Origin of the sequence: Pseudarthrobacter oxydans (assembly GCF_030812335.1) — a bacterium.
Taxonomy (GTDB): Bacteria; Actinomycetota; Actinomycetes; order Actinomycetales; family Micrococcaceae; genus Arthrobacter; species Arthrobacter oxydans_B.
The window spans coordinates 158,958-174,399 of sequence record NZ_JAUSSN010000002.1; the positions used below are offsets into that span (position 1 = coordinate 158,958).

At 66.6% G+C, this 15,442-nt stretch carries 15 protein-coding genes and 1 tRNA gene; 5 read left to right on the forward strand and 11 right to left on the reverse strand.

Annotated features, from left to right (window positions below; genetic code table 11):
• Nucleotides 1-74: 74 nt before the first annotated feature.
• Nucleotides 75-1,682: a solute symporter family protein gene (locus J2W14_RS03940; RefSeq protein ID WP_307458684.1), complete on the reverse strand. Its 1,608-nt coding sequence runs from the start codon at nt 1,680-1,682 to the stop codon at nt 75-77.
• An 8-nt stretch (nt 1,683-1,690) separates the two neighbouring features.
• A complete protein-coding gene (locus J2W14_RS03945; RefSeq protein WP_307458687.1) occupies nt 1,691-2,071 on the reverse strand; it encodes a DUF485 domain-containing protein in 381 nt (126 codons plus the stop codon).
• 228 nt (nt 2,072-2,299) lie between these two features.
• Between J2W14_RS03945 and J2W14_RS03950 the strand changes: the two genes are divergently transcribed.
• The 4 genes from J2W14_RS03950 to J2W14_RS03965 are packed head-to-tail and all read left to right on the forward strand — an operon-like array spanning nt 2,300 to nt 6,120.
• Entirely contained in the window at nt 2,300-3,517 is a 1,218-nt protein-coding gene (locus J2W14_RS03950) for a sensor histidine kinase (protein WP_307458691.1), read from the forward strand.
• Nucleotides 3,518-3,552: 35 nt separating this feature from the next.
• Nucleotides 3,553-4,272 (forward strand): LytR/AlgR family response regulator transcription factor, encoded by a 720-nt coding sequence (locus tag J2W14_RS03955; protein ID WP_307458692.1) that lies wholly within the window; start codon nt 3,553-3,555, stop codon nt 4,270-4,272.
• A complete protein-coding gene (locus J2W14_RS03960; protein ID WP_307458693.1) occupies nt 4,269-4,646 on the forward strand; it encodes a hypothetical protein in 378 nt (125 codons plus the stop codon). Before J2W14_RS03955 ends, J2W14_RS03960 begins: the two co-directional genes overlap by 4 nt.
• A 7-nt stretch (nt 4,647-4,653) precedes the next feature.
• On the forward strand, nt 4,654-6,120 hold the full coding sequence (locus J2W14_RS03965; protein ID WP_307458696.1) for a sodium/solute symporter: 1,467 nt from the start codon (nt 4,654-4,656) through the stop codon (nt 6,118-6,120).
• Nucleotides 6,121-6,126: 6 nt separating this feature from the next.
• Here the strand turns inward: J2W14_RS03965 and J2W14_RS03970 are convergent, their stop codons facing one another.
• From J2W14_RS03970 to rpsB, 6 genes are all read right to left on the reverse strand, one after another.
• Nucleotides 6,127-6,705: a DivIVA domain-containing protein gene (locus J2W14_RS03970; protein WP_307458698.1), complete on the reverse strand. Its 579-nt coding sequence runs from the start codon at nt 6,703-6,705 to the stop codon at nt 6,127-6,129.
• Nucleotides 6,706-6,786: 81 nt separating this feature from the next.
• Nucleotides 6,787-7,707, reverse strand: a complete 921-nt coding sequence (locus J2W14_RS03975) for a phosphatidate cytidylyltransferase (RefSeq protein WP_307458700.1) — start codon at nt 7,705-7,707, stop codon at nt 6,787-6,789.
• Nucleotides 7,707-8,264 carry a ribosome recycling factor gene (gene frr / locus J2W14_RS03980; RefSeq protein WP_282380703.1) on the reverse strand — a complete coding sequence of 186 codons (558 nt, stop codon included), beginning with the start codon at nt 8,262-8,264 and terminating at the stop codon, nt 7,707-7,709. Before frr ends, J2W14_RS03975 begins: the two co-directional genes overlap by 1 nt.
• 121 nt (nt 8,265-8,385) lie before the next feature.
• The gene (gene pyrH, locus J2W14_RS03985; protein ID WP_307458704.1) at nt 8,386-9,123 is read right to left on the reverse strand and encodes a UMP kinase; all 738 of its coding nucleotides are present in this window, start codon (nt 9,121-9,123) and stop codon (nt 8,386-8,388) included.
• A gap of 226 nt (nt 9,124-9,349) precedes the next feature.
• Nucleotides 9,350-10,186, reverse strand: a complete 837-nt coding sequence (tsf, locus tag J2W14_RS03990; protein WP_307458708.1) for a translation elongation factor Ts — start codon at nt 10,184-10,186, stop codon at nt 9,350-9,352.
• Nucleotides 10,187-10,337: 151 nt separating this feature from the next.
• Nucleotides 10,338-11,255, reverse strand: coding sequence for a 30S ribosomal protein S2 (rpsB, locus tag J2W14_RS03995; protein ID WP_307458711.1), 918 nt, complete (start codon nt 11,253-11,255; stop codon nt 10,338-10,340).
• Between the two features lie 616 nt (nt 11,256-11,871).
• Between rpsB and J2W14_RS04000 the strand changes: the two genes are divergently transcribed.
• Nucleotides 11,872-12,432, forward strand: coding sequence for a M23 family metallopeptidase (locus tag J2W14_RS04000; protein ID WP_307458713.1), 561 nt, complete (start codon nt 11,872-11,874; stop codon nt 12,430-12,432).
• Nucleotides 12,433-12,523: 91 nt separating this feature from the next.
• Here the strand turns inward: J2W14_RS04000 and J2W14_RS04005 are convergent, their stop codons facing one another.
• The 3 genes from J2W14_RS04005 to J2W14_RS04015 all read right to left on the reverse strand — a co-directional run bounded on the left by J2W14_RS04005 (nt 12,524) and on the right by J2W14_RS04015 (nt 15,363).
• Nucleotides 12,524-13,714 carry an acyl-CoA dehydrogenase family protein gene (locus tag J2W14_RS04005; RefSeq protein WP_307458715.1) on the reverse strand — a complete coding sequence of 397 codons (1,191 nt, stop codon included), beginning with the start codon at nt 13,712-13,714 and terminating at the stop codon, nt 12,524-12,526.
• Nucleotides 13,715-14,010: 296 nt separating this feature from the next.
• Nucleotides 14,011-14,084 (reverse strand) — tRNA-Ile (locus J2W14_RS04010).
• A gap of 82 nt (nt 14,085-14,166) precedes the next feature.
• Nucleotides 14,167-15,363, reverse strand: a complete 1,197-nt coding sequence (locus tag J2W14_RS04015; protein WP_307458718.1) for a glycosyltransferase — start codon at nt 15,361-15,363, stop codon at nt 14,167-14,169.
• Nucleotides 15,364-15,442 lie beyond the last annotated feature (79 nt).

Genomic DNA, 15,442 nt, shown 5'->3' on the forward strand with positions numbered 1-15,442 from the left:
AACGGCAGGAGCCCCCGTGCGGTTGCACGGGGGCTCCTGCCGTTGTAGCCGGTGGGATCACCAGCGGTTGGTGCTTAGTGGTCGGTGGCCTTTTCGGCGCCCACACCCGTGAGGGAGCGGACTTCCATTTCGGCCTGCTTGGTGGTGTCTTCCAGCCGCTTGTCCAGCACCGAACCGAGCCAGCCCAGGAAGAACGCGAGCGGGATGGAGACGATGCCGGGGTTGCTGAGCGGGAAGATCGCGAAGTTGGCGCCCGGGATCATGGACGTCTTGGCACCCGAGACCACCGGGGACAGCGCGATCAGCAGGATCGCGGAGCCGAGGCCGCCGTACATGCTCCAGATGGCGCCCTGGGTGGTGAACTTGCGCCAGTACAGCGAGTACACGATGGTGGGCAGGTTGGCCGAGGCCGCCACCGCGAAGGCGAGGGCCACCAGGAACGCCACGTTCTGTCCGTTGGCGAAAATGCCGCCGATGATGGCCAGCAGGCCGATAACGACCACGGTGCGCCGCGCCACCTTGACCTCGGTGGCGGCGTCGGCCTTGCCCTTGGCAATGACGCTGGCATAGATATCGTGGGCGAACGAGGCCGCCGCGGTGATCGTGAGGCCGGCGACGACGGCCAGGATGGTCGCGAACGCCACCGCCGAGATGAAGCCGAGCAACAGCGGCCCGCCGAGGTGGAACGCCAGCAGCGGTGCGGCGGAGTTGACGCCGCCCGGGGCACTCTTGATCGTGTCAGCGCCAACCAGCGCTGCAGCACCGAAGCCCAGGACCAGGGTGAACAGGTAGAACAGGCCGATCAGCCAGATAGACCAGACCACGGACTTGCGGGCTTCCTTGGCGGTCGGAACCGTGTAGAAGCGCATCAGGACGTGGGGCAGGGCCGCGGTGCCAAGCACGAGGGCCAGGGCCAGGGACATGAAGTCGATCTTGGAGGTTTCTGTCTTGCCGTACTGCAGGCCCGGGTTCAGGAGGTTCTGGTTGCCGGAGGCTTCCACCGCGCCGCCCAGCAGGGAGGAGAGGTTGAAGCCGTAGATGGCGAGGACCCAGAGGGTCATCACGGCTGCTCCCGCAATCAGGAGCACGGCCTTGATGATTTGGACCCAGGTGGTGCCCTTCATGCCGCCGATCAGTACATACATGATCATCAGGGCGCCGACGACGATGATGACCAGCGCCTGTCCGCCCCAGTCGCTGATGCCAAGGAGCAGGGAGATCAGGGTGCCGGCTCCGGCCATCTGGGCCAGGAGGTAGAAGAAGCAGACCACGAGGGTGGAGATGGCCGCCGCGATGCGCACGGGGCGCTGCTTGAGCCGGAAGGAGAGGACATCGGCCATGGTGAACTTGCCGGTGTTGCGCAGCAGTTCGGCCACGAGCAGCAGGGCGACGAGCCAGGCGACCAGGAAGCCGATGGAGTACATAAAGCCGTCGTAGCCGTTGATGGCGATGGCGCCGGTGATGCCCAGGAACGAGGCCGCCGAGAGGTAGTCGCCCGCGATGGCGGTGCCGTTCTGAGATCCGGTGAAGGACCGTCCGGCGGCGTAGTAGTCAGCAGCCGTCTTGTTGTTTTTGCTTGCCTTGACCACGATGACCATCGTGATCGCCACGAACAGGCCGAAGATGGCCATGTTCAGCAGGGTGGTTTCCTTGAGATCCGCAACGTTTACTGCGGGAACCATAAACGTCGTCATTTTTTAACCCCGGTGATCTGGTTGCCGTCTTTGTCGAATTCGTGGCCCTCGATTTCGTGGCGGATTTCCGCTGCGATCGGGTCAAGCTTCCGGTTCGAGTAGCTGACGTACCAGCCGGTGATGGCGAACGTGGTCACGAACTGAAGCAGGCCCATAATCAGGCCGACGTTGATGTTGCCCCAGACCTTGGTGGACATGAATCCCACCGCGTAGTCGGCCAGCAGGACGTAAGCGAAGTACCAGAGCAGGAATGCAATGGCCATCGGAAAGACAAAGCTGCGGTGACGCTTGCGCAGTTCCTGGAACCGCGGCGTCGACTGGACTTCCTTGAAGTCCACGGCCGCCGTGGCGTCCGTTTCTTGGGCTTCGTGACCCATCGTTCCTCCTCATTGAGACTTTTGCGTCCACACCGGCCGCCTTGGCCTGCTCCAAACAGCCCTCCGGCCAATGTGACTACAATCACTGTCTCCCGTGACGCGGCCAACATCCATGTCCGCCCGGCCCTGCGTCGCTCAGCGGTCGGAATGCTGCGGTCAGCGGTGCCTCCAGCACGGTTCGGCGACCCTTCGGCCCCCGCCCGGCGGGTGCCGCGATACGCTGGGCCCATGCCCGACTCTCCCCTGTTCACCGCCGCCGCCATCGCCGTGATCGCGGCCGCGATCGCCGTCGTCGTCGCCGTCGGACTCAAGGTACTCCGCTCCTTCCGGGAGCTTGGCACGGACGCCGAACGGGCCACGTACAAGACGCTGCACGCGGCGTCGCGCGCCGGCCAGCACCTGCGGACCGGCCTGAATCCTGCCGGTGCCGCCAAGGCCAGCCGGCAGCTGCGCAGCCTGCTGGGCTGCGACGCGCTGGCGATCACGGATACGAACGGCGTGCTGGCCTGGGACGGTGCCGGGGAGGAGCTCAAGCCGCTGCTGATGGAGCTCGCGGCCGGAGTGCTCGACGGCGGCCATACCGCCGTCATTCCGGCCGGCGAAGTGCAGGAACTCGCCCAGGGCCAGGGCGCGGTGGCGACCCGCACGGACGTGGAACGCGCCGCGGTGATCGCCCCGATCAAGGCCGGGACCCGGGTGGTCGGCGTCGTGGCGGCCTTCGCCCCGGCGGCCGGTGCCGGGCTGGTCCGGGCCACCAGCGAGGTGGCCGACTGGGTGGCAACGCAGGTGGAACTGGCCGAACTCGACGCGTCCCGCACGCTGCTGATGGAGGCCGAGGTGCGTGCGCTCCGGGCCCAGATCAGCCCGCACTTCATCTACAACTCCCTGAACGCGATCGCGTCCTTCATCAACACCGATCCGGTCCGGGCCCGGGAGCTGGTGGTGGAGTTCGCCGACTTCACCCGCTATTCCTTCCGCCGGCACGGGGACTTCACCACCCTTGCCGAGGAGCTGCGCTGCATCGACCGCTACCTGCTGCTGGAGCGGGCCCGGTTCGGCGACCGTGTGCAGGTGAGCCTGCGGATCGCCCCCGAAGTGCTCAGCACCGTGATCCCCTTCCTGAGCCTGCAGCCGCTGGTGGAAAACGCGGTCCGGCACGGCCTCGAGGCCAAGGAGGGCCCCGGCCACATCTCCATCACGGCCAACGATGCCGGCGCCTTCGCCGAGGTGACCATCGAGGACGACGGCGTGGGCATGGATCCGGAACAGCTGCAGGCTGTCCTTGCCGGGCACGGCGACGGCGAGCATGTCGGGCTGCGCAACGTCGATGCCCGGCTGCGGCAGGTCTACGGCGACGAGCACGGCCTGGTGATCGAGACGGCGCCCGGCGAAGGCACCCTGATCACGATGCGCGTCCCCAAGTCCCAGCCGCGCCACGATGCCTGATAGGGGCCCAACGCCTCCGGCGTTAGTCTTGGACCATGATTAACGTCCTCGTCGCCGACGACGAGCTGCCCGCCGTGGAGGAACTGGCCTTCCTGCTCGGCCGGGACGACCGGATCGGCATCATCCACCGCGCGTCCTCCGGGGCCGAGGCTCTGCGGGCCCTCGAGGTCGAGGAGGTCGACGCCGTGTTCCTCGACATCCACATGCCCGCACTCTCCGGCCTGGACATCGCCCGCGTCATCGCGCGCAGCAGCAAGCCGCCCGCCGTCGTCTTCGTCACCGCCGATGAGGACTGCGCCCTGGAAGCGTTCGACCTGGCCGCCGTGGACTACCTGCTGAAGCCGGTCCGGGCCGAGCGGCTGGCGAAGTCGATCGGCAGGATCAGCGAGCTGCTCAAGGACGGCGCCCCGCGGCCGGAAATGATCACCGTGGACCTCGGCGGCACCACCAAAATGATCCGCCGCGAAGACGTCACCTACGTCCAGGCCCAGGGCGACTACGCCCGGCTGCACACCGCGGACGCCAGCTACCTCATCCGGGTCCCGCTGGCCGATCTGGAACAGCAGTGGGCCGAAGCCGGGTTCCTACGGATCCACCGCTCCTACCTCATCGCGCTGAACCATGTCAGCCACATGAAGCTTGCCGCCGCCCGGCCCAGCGTCACCGTGGCGGGGGCCGAACTGCCCATCAGCCGGCGCCACCTGCCCGCCGTGCGGGAGAAGCTCGAGACGACCCGGATCCGGCCGCAGGCATGACCCGTGTCCGCGTCACCGCCCCCCGCACCATTCTTCCGGGAAGCGGGGCGCTGCCGGCCGCGCGCTCGGCCGCCGATTCGCGCGACGCCGCCGAGGAATCAGACGCCGGCCAGGTGTTTGTCCGCTCGCTGATCCGCTCCCAGCTGCGGCTCGCCGTGGTCGTGGCCGCGGGATTCCTGCTGATCCTGGTCGCGTTCCCGCTCATGCTCGGCCTGGTCCCAGGCCTCGCGGAGTCAACCATTGCGGGCCTGCCCTTCGACTGGGTGCTGCTCGGCGCCGGGATCTATCCGGTGATCGGGCTCAGCGCCTGGCTGTACATCCGGACCGCGGCCCGGAACGAGGCCCGCTACCGGGATCTGGTCGGGGACAAGTGAGGCGACCGTGAACCCGGTCGTCGGCGTCGCGGCGTTCGCCGCCGTCTCGCTGGCCACGGCCGTCATCGGTTTTTACGGGCTGCGGATCTCGCGCACCACCGGGGACTTCTACGTGGCGTCACGGACGGTCCGGCCCTGGTGGAATGCCTCCGCGATCGGCGGCGAATACCTCTCGGCGGCGAGCTTCCTCGGCGTCGCCGGGCTGATCCTGCTCTCCGGCACGGGCGCCCTGTGGTTCCCGGTGGGGTACACCGCCGGCTACCTGATGCTGCTGCTCTTCGTCGCCGCCCCGCTCCGCCGCTCCGGCGCCTACACGATTCCGGACTTCACCGAAGCGCGGCTGGACTCCCGGGTGGTCCGACGCGTGACGAGCGTCGTCGTCGTGATGGTCGGCTGGCTGTACATCGTCCCGCAACTCCACGGCGCGGCGCTGGCGATCCGGATCACCACCGGGCTGCCGGCCTGGGTGGGGATGGTGGCCGTGGTCGCCGTCGTCTGCGTCACGGTGGTGGCGGGCGGCATGCGCTCGATCACCTTTGTCCAGGCGTTCCAGTACTGGCTGAAACTGACGGCGCTGGCGGTGCCGATCCTCTTTATCGTCTTCGTGCTGGCGGACTCCGGAACGCCGCCGGTGGCGGAAGCGTCCGTGAACCCGACGGGTGCGGCTCCGGCGGGGATGTACCAGAACATTTCCCTGCTGGTGGCACTGCTGTTCGGGACACTGGGGCTGCCGCACGTGCTGGTGCGCTTCTACACGAACCCGGACGGGCAGTCGGCCCGCCGGACCACCCTGATCGTGCTGGGCCTGCTGTCGGTCTTCTACCTGTTCCCGACGGCATACGGGCTGGTCGGCCGGATGTTCGCCCCCCAGCTGGCGCAGAGCGGGCAGTCCGATGCGCTGGTGCTGCTGCTCCCCGGGGAGCTGGTGGGCGGGATGGCGGGCGATCTGCTGTCCGCCCTGGTGGTGGCCGGGGCGTTCGCCGCGTTTCTGTCCACCACATCCGGGCTGGTGGTCTCGCTCGCCGGGGTGATCAGCCAGGACCTGTTCGGCGGCAGCGTGAAGGGCTTCCGCCGGGCGGCCGTGATCTCGGCGCTGGTCCCGCTGGGCCTGGCGTCCATGACGGGTTCGCTCGCGCTGGCAGGCAGCGTGGGGATGGTGTTCGCGTTTACCGCATCCACACTCTGCCCGGTGCTCCTGCTGGGCATCTGGTGGCGCGGTCTGACCGACACCGGGGCGATTGCCGGCATGGCGACCGGGGCGGTGCTGTGCGGCGGGGCCATGGTCTTAGGCGCCATGCTGGGTGCCGGCGGAACGCCGTCGTGGCTGGCGCAGCCCGCCGCGTGGACGGTGCCGGCCGCGTTTGCGGTGATGGTCCTGGTATCGCGGGCCACCAGGACCCGCGTGCCGCGGGGCATCACCCGGCTCATGACGCGGCTGCACACCCCGGAACGGCCGCTCGTCACCGAGCGCTGAGCATGCTCAGTCGATCGCGGCCATGAGCTCGACGACGCGGTCCATGAAGGCGTCCACCTGGTTTTCCTCGTAGCCGTCCTTGCCGACGGCGGGACGGAAGACGGCGCGGCGGACATTGTCCACGCTCAGCGGCTTGTCCTCTTCGAGGTATCCGATCAGGTCGTGGCAGAGGTCATCCACATCCGTGGTGTTGTAGCTGCGGGCCTTGGCCTTGGCGGGGCGCCGGAAACGCTGCCCGTCGGGGCGGTGCAGACGCCCGCGGAGCACGCCGGCGAGCCGGCCGATCTCGCGGAGCCAGGCTTCCTCGCCGCGTTCGGCCACGAGTTCATCGCGTTCCCGCAGGGCAAGGGCATCCTCCAGCCGGTCCAGTGCCGCGTCCACGCCGGCCGCTGCGTAGCCGCCTTTGATGGGGTCGAAGGAGACCGCCCTGACGTCCCCGCTCTTGACCGGCCGGGCGGCGGACTGGGGCGCCTCAAATGACACCCGTGCGCGCCGCATGAACTCGTCGACCTGCTTGGCGTTGTAGCCGTACTCGTTCCGCTGCACGCGGTCAAAGGACGCAGGAATCTGCCGTTGAATGTCCAATGTACTGTTGTTTCCTTCAATGCCGTTCGACTGGTTTGCCCGGCACCATTGTAGGGGCCGGAAGGTGGAAGAGACGCTGTCTTACGCGCCGGCGAAGACGGAATAGAGGATGAAGGCCACCGGGCACGCGAAGACAATCGAGTCCAGCCGGTCCATCACCCCGCCGTGGCCCGGCAGGATGCTGCTCATGTCCTTGATCCCGAGTTCGCGCTTCACCATGGATTCGGAGAGGTCTCCGGCAGTGGCCGCGGCCACCATGCCCACGGCCAGGACGACACCGACCCACCAGGGCCTGTCCAGCAGGAAGACGGCGGCGAGCACTCCGACGACCGTGGCGCCGCCAATCGAGCCGGCGAAGCCTTCCCAGCTTTTCTTGGGACTGATCTTCGGCGCCATCGGGTGCTTGCCGAGGGAGGCCCCGACGAGGTAGCCGAAGGTGTCGTTGGCGACCACCAGCAGCAGGAGGGTGGCGATCTGCCACGCCCCGGGGGGAGCCACGCCGTCGGGCCACAGCCCCACCGGGGTCTCCCCCACAAAGGTGTGCAGCGGCAGCACGGCGAAACTGATCAGGAACGGGATCCAGGCCAGGGTGAAGACACCGGCGAAGATGCTGCGCGCGGAACCGGCGGCACCTTCCAGGGACCGCCAGATCAGCGCCGCGACGCTGCTGAGCAGCATCGCGAACAGGAGGCTTTCGGTGCCGCCGAAGTAGGCGGCGGCCGGCATCGCAACGGTGCCGGTCATCACCGGAACAATCGGCAGCCGGGTGCCGGTGGTTTCCAGGGCCCGGAAGACTTCCCAGACACCGAAGACCGCGAAGGCGGTGACAATGAGCACGAACCCCAGCGGAAAGAACAGCAGTCCGCCGAGGACAATCACGAGCATGCCAACGCCCACCGCCGTAGCTGCGGGCAGGTTCCTGCCGGCCTTGGGCGTCGGATTCCTCCGCTGCTTCCCCCGCACCCGGACGTCCGGTCCGGGTTCCCCCTGTTCCTGCGCCATCAGACCTCTAGCAGCTCGGCTTCCTTGCGCTTGAGCAGCTCATCGATCCCGTCGACGTGAGCCTTGGTCATGGCATCCAGTTCCTTTTCGCCACGGCTGCCCTCGTCCTCGCCGGCCTCGCCGTCCTTGACCAGCTTGTCCAGGGTTTCCTTGGCCTTGCGGCGGATGTTGCGGATGGACACCTTGGCGTCCTCGCCCTTGGACTTGACGATCTTGACGTATTCCTTGCGGCGTTCCTGCGTCAGGTCCGGGATGGTGATCCGGATGACGTTGCCGTCGTTCGACGGGTTGGCGCCGACCTCGGAATCGCTCAGCGCGCGCTCGATATCGCGCAGGGCGGTCTTGTCGAAGGGCGTGATGAGGATGGTGCGGGCGTCCGGCACGGCGAAGGAGGCCAGCTGCTGCAGCGGCGTCGGGGAGCCGTAGTAGTCCACCAGGACCTTGTTGTACAGGCCCGGGGTGGCGCGGCCGGTCCGGATCGAGGCGAAGTCTTCCTTGGCTACTTCAACCGCCTTGTCCATCTTTTCCCCGGCTTCGAGCAAGGTTTCTTCGATCACGGTCTCTCCTCAGAAATTGGTGCACCCGCCGCTGGCGGGATGCTGCACGGTCTTGGTTGTGTTCCGTAGGCCTGCCCCGGGTCCGGGGAGCGGAACTGTCCTGAAAACATCCTAGCCGTTGCTAGGGGGTGACGACGGTGCCCAGTTCCTCGCCCAGAATGGCGCGGGTGACGTTGCCTTCGCCTTCCATGCCGAACACGACCATGGTGAGGTTGTTGTCCTTGCACATGGTCATGGCGGTCTGGTCCATCACGCGGATGTCGCGGCGCAGGGCGTCGTCGTAACTGAGGTGGTGCAGTTTCTCGGCCGTGGGGTCCTTCTTCGGGTCCGCGGTGTAGACGCCGTCGACACCGCTCTTGGCCATCAGGACGACGTCGGCGTGGACCTCCATGGCACGCTGGGCGGCCACGGTGTCGGTGGAGAAGTACGGCAGGCCGGCGCCGGCGCCGAAGATGACGACACGGCCCTTCTCCATGTGGCGGATGGCGCGGCGCGGGATGTACGCCTCGGCGACCTGGCCCATGGTGATGGCGCTCTGGACACGGGTTTCGACGCCGGCCTGTTCCAGGAAGTCCTGGAGGGCCAGGCAGTTCATGACCGTGCCGAGCATGCCCATGTAGTCGGCGCGGGAACGGTCCATGCCGCTCTGGGACAGTTCGGCGCCGCGGAAGAAGTTCCCGCCGCCGACGACGATCGCAACCTCGACGTCGGGGACTGCTGCGGCGATCTGCTTGGCCACGCCGCGGACGGTGTCAGGATCAACGCCGAGCTTCCCGCCGCCGAAGACCTCGCCCGATAGCTTCAACAGGACTCGGCGCCGGCTCTTCTTTGGCTGGACTGAAGTAGTGACGGTTTCCATGGTGCCTTCCCGTTGGTGAACTCTGAAAAAGGGTATCGTGCCGGGGCCCAAAGGCGTCATTCCGCCCGGACCCAGTGCTGCCCCCGGGATGGCCTCCCGGTCCATGATGCTGCAGACCTGCCTTGCAGGCATACCCTGTGCGCACACCCCGTGTGCATGCAAAAGGGGCGGCCACCGCAGTGACCACCCCCTCAGCGTGTCTGACTAGTGTCTGACTGGTGTCTGGCTAGGAACCGACGCGGAAACGCGCGAATCCGGTGCCCTTGACGCCGGCCTCTTCGAGGACCTGCGCGACAGACTTCTTGGCATCCTTGGCGAATGCCTGGTCGAGGAGAACCTCGCCCTTGTAGAAGCCAGTGACACGGCCTTCCACAATCTTGGTCATGGCAGCTTCGGGCTTGCCTTCAGCCTTGGCAGTCTCCTCGGCGATGCGACGCTCGGACTCGACGAGATCGGCCGGAACGTCCTCGCGGGAGAGGTAGTTCGGGGACATCGCAGCGATGTGAACGGCGACGTCGTGGGCTGCGGTGGCAGCTGCTTCGCCTTCGCCGTCAACAGCGAACAGGACGCCGACCTGGGCCGGGAGATCCTTGGAGGTCTTGTGCAGGTAAGCGTCGACCGTGGCGGCTTCGAGGCGGGCGATGCGGCGGACAACAACCTTTTCGCCCAGAACGGCGCCCTCTTCGACGACGACCTCGGACAGCGGCTTGCCGTCGACCTCGGTGGCGAGCAGGGTCTCGAGATCGGCAGCGCCGGACTCGACGGCGACGGCCAGGACCTTGTCGGCGAGCTGGATGAACTTGTCAGCCTTCGCAACGAAGTCGGTCTCGCAGTTGACTTCGATCATCACGCCAACGCCGCCGGCGACCTTGGCGGCCACCAGGCCTTCCGCGGTGGAGCGGCCCTCGCGCTTGGTAGCGCCCTTGAGGCCCTTAATGCGGATGATTTCGATGGCCTTCTCGGCGTCACCGTTGGCCTCGTCAAGAGCCTTCTTGACATCCATCATGCCGGCGCCCGTGCGCTCGCGCAGAGCCTTGATATCAGCGGCAGTGTAGTTCGCCATGTGAACCCCTCTGTCTAGAAATTTTATGTGGTGTACGGACTGACAGGACAGCAGCTCACCCGGTGAGCGGCCATCCTGTCAGTTCCCCTTACGCGCAGGGCGTGCGGGGAGATCCGGATTTATTTGTCAGCTGAGAAAGCAGTCTGACTGACTACTTGGCTTCGCCGGCGGCGTCGTCGGCAACCGGAGCGGCCTCGGCAGCGGCGGGTGCCTCGTCAGCAGCCGGAGCGGCTTCTGCGGCGGGTGCCTCGTCAGCAGCCGGAGCAGCTTCCGCGGCCGGAGCGGCAGCAGCCTCTTCGGTCTTGCTGCCTTCGAGGAGCTCGCGCTCCCACTCGGCCAGCGGCTCTTCCGGAGCTTCCGTGGTGCCGGTGGCGCGCTGGTTGCGGGCGATGAGGCCCTCAGCAACGGCGTCAGCAACAACGCGGGTCAGCAGGTTGACGGAGCGGATGGCGTCGTCGTTGCCCGGGATCGGGAAATCGACTTCGTCCGGATCGCAGTTGGTGTCCAGGATGGCAACAACCGGGATGTTCAGCTTCTTGGCTTCGTCGACAGCGAGGTGTTCCTTCTTGGTGTCAACGATCCACAGCGCGGAAGGCGCCTTCGTCAGGTTGCGGATACCACCGAGGTTGGTTTCCAGCTTCGTGAGTTCGCGGCGAAGAAGGAGCAGTTCCTTCTTCGTGTACGCGGAACCGGCGACGTCGTCGAAGTCGATCTCTTCGAGTTCCTTCATGCGCTGGATGCGCTTGGAGACCGTCTGGAAGTTGGTCAGCATACCGCCGAGCCAACGCTGGTTGACGTACGGCTGGCCAACGCGGGTGGCCTGCTCGGCGATGGATTCCTGCGCCTGCTTCTTGGTGCCAACGAAGAGTACGGTGCCGCCGTGTGCAACGGTGGCCTTCACGAACTCGTAGGCGCGGTCGATGTAGGACAGCGACTGCTGCAGGTCAATGATGTAGATGCCGTTGCGCTCCGTGAAGATGAATCGCTTCATCTTCGGGTTCCAACGGCGGGTCTGGTGTCCAAAGTGGACGCCGCTGTCAAGCAGCTGGCGCATAGTTACGACGGGCATGCCGGCGCTCCTTCCGGCAGGTCATTCATGAGAGAGCCCATGGGCTGTCTTACCCTGCCAATAGTTGACGGTTAAATAGCAACACCCAGGCGGGCGGTGCTCCTGGCATCCACTGCGCTTCTCCACCGGGCCACAGGCCCGGACCGAAAGAAGCACAGTCCTCCGCACCCTGAAGAGTTCAAGCTTCGAATGAGGAGGGCTGGATACGCGTAGTCAGCCGCTGCTCCCCCGCACCCCTGAATGAGGCGTGCCGGCTTAGACAAATACCTTGCTAGCACAAAGACAGTGATCAAGCGTGAGGGCACAGCAAACTGCTCCACCAAGTGTACTACAGGGGCGGTGCCGGATTGGACGGTTTCCGGGGGCCTGCGGTGGGGTCGCGGAGGGCGTAGCGGAGGGGTGGCGGCGCAGTCGCGGAGGGCCGGCCGAGCGCCGGCGAAGGCCGGAGCGGAGGGGTGGCGGAGGGCCGGAGAGGGACCGGGCCGAGACCCGACGGGGCCTCCCCGTTCCTGCGGCGGAGTCCTTGCCGGGCCTCTGCCCCGGAGCCGCGGCATTGTTGTCCACATACGCCGGTGGGGTGCCTCCGCCGACGAGGTGGCAACAGCAGGCTGGGTTCATGAAGACTCCGGCGTATGCGGCCGTCCTGGCTGCCTCACTGCTTCTAGTGCTCTCACGTGTGACGGCATCCGCCGGTCCAGCAATGGTTCCCGGTCCCCCGACGGACCCCTCGGCGGGCGCCGGAACGGTAGCTGCCGGGTGGAGCTGGCCGCTGAGTCCCCGGCCGGGTGTGCTGCGCGCCTTTGAACCGCCGGCAAGACCCTGGCTGAGTGGGCACCGCGGCGTGGATCTGCGGGCAGCACACGACGGCGCCCCGGTCATCTCGCCGGCATCCGGCACCGTGAGCTTTGCCGGCGTTGTGGTGGACCGTGGTGTCATCACCCTCGACCACGGCAGCGGATTGCGGAGCAGCTTCGAGGCCGTTCGCAGCGATCTCAGGGCGGGCGACGCCGTCGCCCAGGGGGATGTCCTGGGCTGGATCCAGCCCGGCCACTGCACGCCGGCGCCCTGCGTCCACTGGGGCGTTCGCCGCGGCCCGGACTATCTCAATCCGCTGGCCTTCGTGACAGACCTGCGGCCCTCCGTCCTGCTTCCTCCCCTCGATCCCGCACCCGGGTAGGGGCGCGGAGGGCGGATCAGGACGAAGGGCCGCGGGCGGTGGCGCCGGGCGCCAGGCGTCTTGGGGCCGCCGTGCGCCCTGGGGCCGTTTCCTAGACGATCGCGGAGATGCCCGTGATCGCCCGGCCTGTGACGAGGGTGTTGATCTCGTGGGTGCCCTCGTAGGAGTAAATGGCCTCGGCATCCGAGAAGACCTTGGCCATCTCGTAGTCCGTGACGATCCCGTTGCCGCCAAGGATGCCGCGGCCCAGGGCAACACTCTCGCGCATGCGCGCCGTGGTGAAGGCCTTGGCCAGTGCCGACTGCTCGTCCTTCGCCTGGCCAAGGTCCTCCAGCTGGGAGAGCCGCACCATCATGCCCATCGAGCTGACGGCGTTGCCGAGGATCTGCACGAGCTGGTGCTGCACCAGCTGGAAGGAGGCAATCGGGCGTCCGAACTGGCTGCGCTCCACGGCGTAGCGGCGGGCAACGTCAAACGCGGCGAGCTGCTGGCCGACGGCCTGCCAGGCAACGGAAAGGCGGGTGACCTTGAGGACCTTGTTCGTGTCGCGGAAGCTGTTGGCGTGGGCGAGCTTGAAGAACTCGGGCACCACGACGTTGTCGAGGGTGATGTCGGCGTTCTGCACGGTGCGCAGCGAGATCTTGTTTTCGATCTTGGTGGCGCTGTAGCCCTCGGTCTTGGTGTCGACGAGGAACCCCTTGACCTGGTTGTCGGCGAGGTCGCGGGCGTAGATGACGACCCAGTCGGAGAACGTGGCGTTGCCGATCCAGCGCTTTGCTCCGTTCAGGATCCAGCTGTCCCCCTCCTTGCGGGCGGTGGTGCGGGTGCCGCCGGCGACGTCGGACCCGCCGAGGGGTTCGGTAAGGCCGAACGCACCGATTTTCTTCAGCGAGTAGATGTCCGGCAGCCACGCTTCCTGCTGCTCCTGGGAGGCCAGCGCCTCGATGGATCCGGTGAAGAGTCCGTCATGGACGCCGATGAAGGTGGCAATGGAGGTGTCGGCTCGGGTTGCCTCGGCGTGCATGATGCCCGCGAAGAGGTTTGAGTAACCCTGCCGCCGGACAGGGCTGACCAGGTCGATCTCGGCAAGCTTCGGAATCAGGTCCATCGGGAACTCGGCGCGGTTCCAGCAGTCAACGGCGATCGGCTTGACCTCCCGGGCCAGAAACTCGCGGACCTCCGCGAGCCGGTCCTGCTCCTTGCCGCTGAGCAGCTGCTCGAATGAAAAGAAGTCGCCATCGGCGTACGGGAGGTTGTTGATGTCGATGTCAGCTTTGGACATGGTGTTCCTTCACGGGAGATCAGCAGCGACCAGGAGAACGCGGTTGTTGCGCCGGCAGAATGTTACTCATGAGTAACTTACAGCAGTTGGGAAGGGCATCGCAAGTGACGGAAGACATACGGACGGGGCAAGAACAGGTCGAAATCCCCCGCGGGGCTATGAGGACCGGCGCCGGGTCGGACATCGCGCGGTCGGATGAATCAAGCAGCCGGATAAACCAAAAGAAGCCGGGCCGGCGTCCAACGTCGGCCACGGCTCCCGTGGAGGCGGTTCCCTCATAGGGTTCCGCGGAAATGTAGGGCTACTCGGACTTGAACCGAGGACCTTAGGATTATGAGTCCCGCGCTCTAACCAGCTGAGCTATAGCCCCTTGCGCCCGGAAATCGTTCCTGCCCGCACGGGGCCGGACGGTTTCCGGGCGAAAATCACTCTAACAATAGTAGTGCCCCGGTTCAGACAACGAGGTCGTCGTAGCTGGCGCCGCGGTACAGATCCTCAAAGGCCTGCAGGGTGTGCTCGAGGCTGTGGTTCTCCACCAGGCCGCGGCTCGCTTTGCCCATCGCCGCCAGCTCATCGGCGGGGAGCGACAGCACGCGGACAATCTTGGCTGCGAGGTCATCGCTGTCATTGGGTGTGAACAGGTAGCCGTTTTCGCCGTCGTGCACCAGATGAGGGAGCGCCATGGCGTCCGCCAGCAGCACCGGCGTGGACGCCGACATGGCTTCCAGGGTCACGAGCGACTGCAGTTCCGCCGTGCCGGGCATGCAGAACAGGTCCGCGGCCAGGTAGGCCTGGCGGAGATCGGCGTCGCTGGCCAGTCCCAGGAACGTGACCCGGTCCTGCAGCCCGAGCCTGGCGACCTGGTCCTCCAAGGCCGGGCGCACTTCGCCGCCGCCGACGATCTCGAGGTGGACGTCCAGCTCCCGGGGCGTCTTGGCGACAGCGTCAACCAGGACATCAATGTGCTTTTCCTCGGCGAGCCGGCCAACGAACAGCACGGTGGGGCTCGGGTGGCGCTCCAGCTCCTCCCCGGGGTTGAGCTCGTAAGCCGCGGAGTCGATGCCGTTGGACAGTGGCAGGACCTTGCGGAGGAAGGCGTGTTGGTGCATCGCCTTGGCCGCCAGCGGCGTCGGGGTGGTGACGACATCGGCCTGGCCCATGACCTTGCCCATGTCCTTCCAGGAAATGCGTCCCACAATGTCCTTGAACCACTGCGGGAACGGCAGGAACGGGTTCAGGTTCTCCGGCATGAAGTGGTTGGTCGCCACGATCCGGATACCGCGCTTCACGGCCTCGTAGAGCACGTGCTCGCCGATCATGTAATGGCTCTGGATGTGCACCACGTCAGGCTGGATCCGGTCGAACAGCAGGCTGATTTCCTTCTTGATTTCCCAGGGGAAGGTGATCCGGAAGTACTCGTGCGTGGGAACTGAGTGCGAGCGGATCCGGTGGACCGTGCCTTCGTCGCTGAACTCGGTGTAGCTCTTGCCTTTGTCCGGCCGGCAGGCCAGCACGTGAACATCGTGTCCGCGCGCTTTCATGCCTCGAGCCAGGCGGTAGCCGAACATGGCCGCGCCGTTGACGTGGGGCGGGTACGTGTCCGCGGCAATCAGAATGGTCAGCGGATGCTGGTTGTCAGGCATGGTCACGTGGAGGGCTCCTGGTGGTCACGGTGCGGGCAGCGGGGACTTGTGGTGGCCGGCTGGCTGCCGGCGCGGGCGTGCCGGG